Source organism: Clostridium tarantellae (genome assembly GCF_009295725.1).
GTDB classification, from domain to species: Bacteria; Bacillota; Clostridia; order Clostridiales; family Clostridiaceae; genus Sarcina; species Sarcina tarantellae.
Genome location: NZ_WHJC01000280.1, coordinates 1 through 4,367, shown reverse-complemented (window position 1 = coordinate 4,367; position 4,367 = coordinate 1). Strand labels below are relative to the sequence as shown.

1 protein-coding gene is annotated in these 4,367 nt (G+C 26.2%); it reads left to right on the top strand.

Annotation, left to right across the window (positions count from 1 at the left end; translation table 11 throughout):
- Window positions 1-90: 90 nt before the first annotated feature.
- Window positions 91-4,367 (top strand): 2-hydroxyacyl-CoA dehydratase (locus GBZ86_RS13145; RefSeq protein WP_152891349.1); only part of this gene is annotated, 4,277 nt, incomplete at its 3' end.

Genomic DNA, 4,367 nt, shown 5'->3' with positions numbered 1-4,367 from the left:
TTATAAAGAAACATACATATTATTTTATAGTAATTAATATTTTTTTTAAAGACTTAAAATATTACATAGTGCTTCCTAGGAGGTGAAGTTATGGAAAAGTATTTTTTAGGATTAGATATTGGATCAACTACAGTAAAAATGGTTATTTTAGATAAAAATTATGAATTAATATATGGGCAATATAAAAGACATCTTTCAGATATAAAAAATACTTTAAATATTTTAATTAAAGAAGCTTATGAAAAGATAGGAAATAAAAAAATTTATATAAGTATAACAGGTTCAGGAGGACTTTCTATAGCAAAATGGCTTAATGTTAATTTTGTACAAGAAGTTATATGTTGTACAAAAGCTATTGAAATTTTTATTCCAGAAACAGAAGTTGCTATAGAACTAGGTGGTGAAGATGCAAAAATAACTTTTTTTGATAAAAGTTTAGAACAAAGGATGAATGGTACCTGTGCAGGTGGAACAGGTGCCTTTATAGATCAAATGGCTTCTTTATTAAAAACTAATGCTAGTGGATTAAATAAATTGGCTAAAAACTATAAAGTTATATATCCAATTGCTGCTAGATGTGGAGTTTTTGCTAAAACTGATATTCAACCTTTATTAAATGAAGGTGCAAGAAAAGAAGATATAGCAGCATCTATTTTTCAAGCTGTAGTTACCCAAAGTATAAGTGGATTAGCTCAAGGAAAGAAAATAAAAGGTAAAGTTGCTTTTTTAGGAGGTCCGCTATATTTCCTTTCACAATTAAGAAAAAGATTTCAAGAGACCTTAGAATTAAAGAAGGAAGATATAATATTTCCTGAAAATTCTCAATTATATGTGGCTATTGGAGCAGCTCTATCAAAAAATAATAAATTTAATTATATTGAGTTTGAAGAGTTAAAAAATAGAGTAATATCATTAAATTATATGAGAGCACATGAAGTAGAGCGTTTAAGACCATTGTTTATAGAAGATGAATATAAAGATTTTAAAGAAAGACATAAAAAATGTAAAGTTAAAAAAAGAAATTTAAGTAGTTATGAAGGTGAAGCTTTTTTAGGTATTGATGCAGGTTCTACAACTACTAAAATAGTACTTATTTCTAAAGAGAAGGAAATATTATATTCATATTATGGAAGTAATGAAGGAACTCCTTTAATACAAGTAAAAAAAGCATTAGAAAAATTATATTCAGTATTACCAGATAATGTTAAGATAATTAATTCTACAGTTACAGGATATGGAGAAGGAATTATAAAAAGTGCTCTTCAAGTTGATATAGGTGAAATAGAAACTATAGCTCATTATAAAGCTGCTAATTATTTTATGCCTGGAGTACAGTTAATTTTAGATATTGGTGGACAAGATATGAAGTGCTTAAAAATAAATAATGGTGTAATTGAAAGTATACTTTTAAATGAAGCCTGTTCCTCAGGTTGTGGTTCTTTTATCGAAACCTTTGCTAAATCATTAAATATTACTGTTAATGAATTTGCTTTAGCTGGTATTAACTCTAAAGAGCCAGTGGATTTAGGGTCAAGATGCACTGTATTTATGAATTCTAGAGTTAAGCAGGCACAAAAAGAGGGAGCAACTATAGGAGATATATCAGCTGGATTAAGTTATTCAGTAGTAAAAAATGTTTTATTTAAAGTAATAAAAATGCGTGATAATGAAGAATTAGGAGAAAGACTTATAGTTCAAGGAGGAACTTTTCATAATGATTGTATATTAAGAAGTTTTGAATTAATAGTTGGCAAAGAAGTTTTAAGACCAGATATATCAGGTCTTATGGGAGCTTTTGGAGCAGCTTTAATTTCACAGGAAAGATATGTAGATGGAGAAAAAAGCTCATTAGTATGTAAAGAAGAATTAAATAAATTTAGTTTTCACACTTCTATGAGAAGATGTGGTCTATGTAATAATAATTGTTTGTTGACAATAAATAAATTTTCTAACAATAAAGAGTTTATATCAGGAAATAGATGTGAAAGACCTTTAGGTGAAAAAAATTTAAAAGAATATATACCAAATTTATTTAATTATAAATTAAAAAGAACATTTAATTATAAGCCATTACCATTAAATAAAAGCAAAAGAGGTATTATAGGTATACCTAGAGTATTAAATATGTATGAAAATTACCCATTTTGGTTTACTTTATTAACAACCTTGGGATTTACTGTTATCATATCTCCAGTTTCTTCAAAAAATCTTTATGAAAAAGGTGTAGATAGTATACCATCTGAATCCGCTTGTTACCCTGCTAAATTAGTACATGGTCATATTGAGGCATTAATTAAAAGGGGTGTAAAAACTATTTTTTATCCAAGTATAGTTTATGAAAAACAGGAATTTAAAAATGCTAATAATAAATTTAATTGTCCTATGGTAATTTCCTATCCAGAAGTTATAAAAAATAATGTAGATAATTTAAAATTAAATAAAGTTAAATTTATAAATCCTTTTTTATCTTTAGATAATAAAAAAAGTTTATATAAACGAATAATAGAAATATTTAAAGAGTTTGATATAACAAGAGAAGAAGTGAAAAAAGCTGTTGATAATGCATGGAATGAAAGAGAAATTTATAAACAAGATATAAGAAAAAAAGGTGAAGAAACTTTAGAATATTTGAAAAGGACAGGAAAAAAGGGTATTGTATTAGCAGGAAGACCGTATCATATTGATCCAGAAATAAATCATGGATTACCTAATTTGATAAATAGTTTTGATATGGCTGTACTAACTGAGGATAGTATAAGTCATTTGGCAAATTTAAAAGAACCTTTAAGAGTAGTAAATCAATGGGTTTATCATTCAAGATTATATGCTGCCGCTGAGTTTGTGTCTACTAAAAAAAATTTAGAACTAATACAACTTAATTCTTTTGGTTGTGGATTGGATGCTATTACAACAGATCAAATTCAAGAAATATTAAATAATAATAAAAAGATTTATACTTGTTTAAAAATTGATGAAGGTAATAATTTAGGTGCTATAAAAATTAGAATAAGATCTTTAAAAGCTACTTTAGAAGAAAGAGAAAATAAAAAAATAAATTTGGCTACAAAAATAAAAAAATATAATAAAGTATTATTTACTAAGAAAATGAAAAAAATTCATACTATATTAGCTCCTCAAATGTCACCAATTCATTTTAATCTCATAGAAAAGGCTATATGTAGTTCAGGGTATAATTTAGAAGTATTACCCTATGTAGATAAAAATATTATAGAGACTGGATTAAAATATGTTAATAATGATGCCTGTTATCCATCTATAATTGTGGTAGGACAAATAATACATGCACTTAAATCTGGAAAATATGATATAGATAATGTATCTGTAATTATAAGTCAAACAGGTGGTGGATGTAGAGCAACTAATTATATAGGTTTATTAAAGAAGGCATTAGTAGATGCTGGATTTAATAAGGTGCCTATAATATCATTAAATGCTATTGGTATGGAAAAACAACCAGGATTTAAAATAACATTAAAAACTTTACACAAAACTATTATGGCTTTAATTTATGGTGATTTATTAATGAAAGTTTTACTTAGAGTAAGACCTTATGAAAAAGAAAAAAATTCTGCTAACAAATTATACGATAAATGGAATGAAATATGTATTGCTAATGTGAAAAATGGTAATATAAAAGAATACAGGAAAAATATAAAAGGAATTATTAAAGAATTTGATGAATTAGAAATAATAGATGAAGTAAAACCTAAAGTAGGTATAGTTGGAGAAATATTAGTGAAATATCATCCTTTAGCTAATAATAATATAATTAATGTGTTAGAAGAAGAAGGGACAGAAGTTGTAATTCCTGATTTAACAGATTTCTTTTTATATGTTTCTTATAATCAAGCTTTTAAAAGTAAATATTTAGGATCATCAAAAATAGCAAAAAATATTTGTTATGTAGCAATTAAAATAGTAGAACGATACAGAAAAATTATGAAATATGAACTAGATGAGAGTAATAGATTTACTTCACCTAAAAATATTGAGAAAATAGGTGATTTAGCTTCAGAAATATTATCTTTAGGAAATCAAACAGGGGAAGGGTGGTTTTTAACAGGAGAAATGTTAGAATTAATAGAAAGTGGCGTAAATAATATTGTTTGTGTACAACCCTTTGCGTGTCTTCCTAATCATGTTACTGGTAAAGGTATGATGAAAGCTATTAGACAAAAATATCCATTAGCAAATATTACAGCTATTGATTATGATCCAGGAGCTTCTGAAGTTAATCAATTAAATAGATTAAAGCTTATGTTAGCAATTGCTTTTAAAAATTTATATAATTATTGTAATGAAGAATCAGTGACTTTAAATGAGTCTGCTGAAGATGTGTCTTCCCA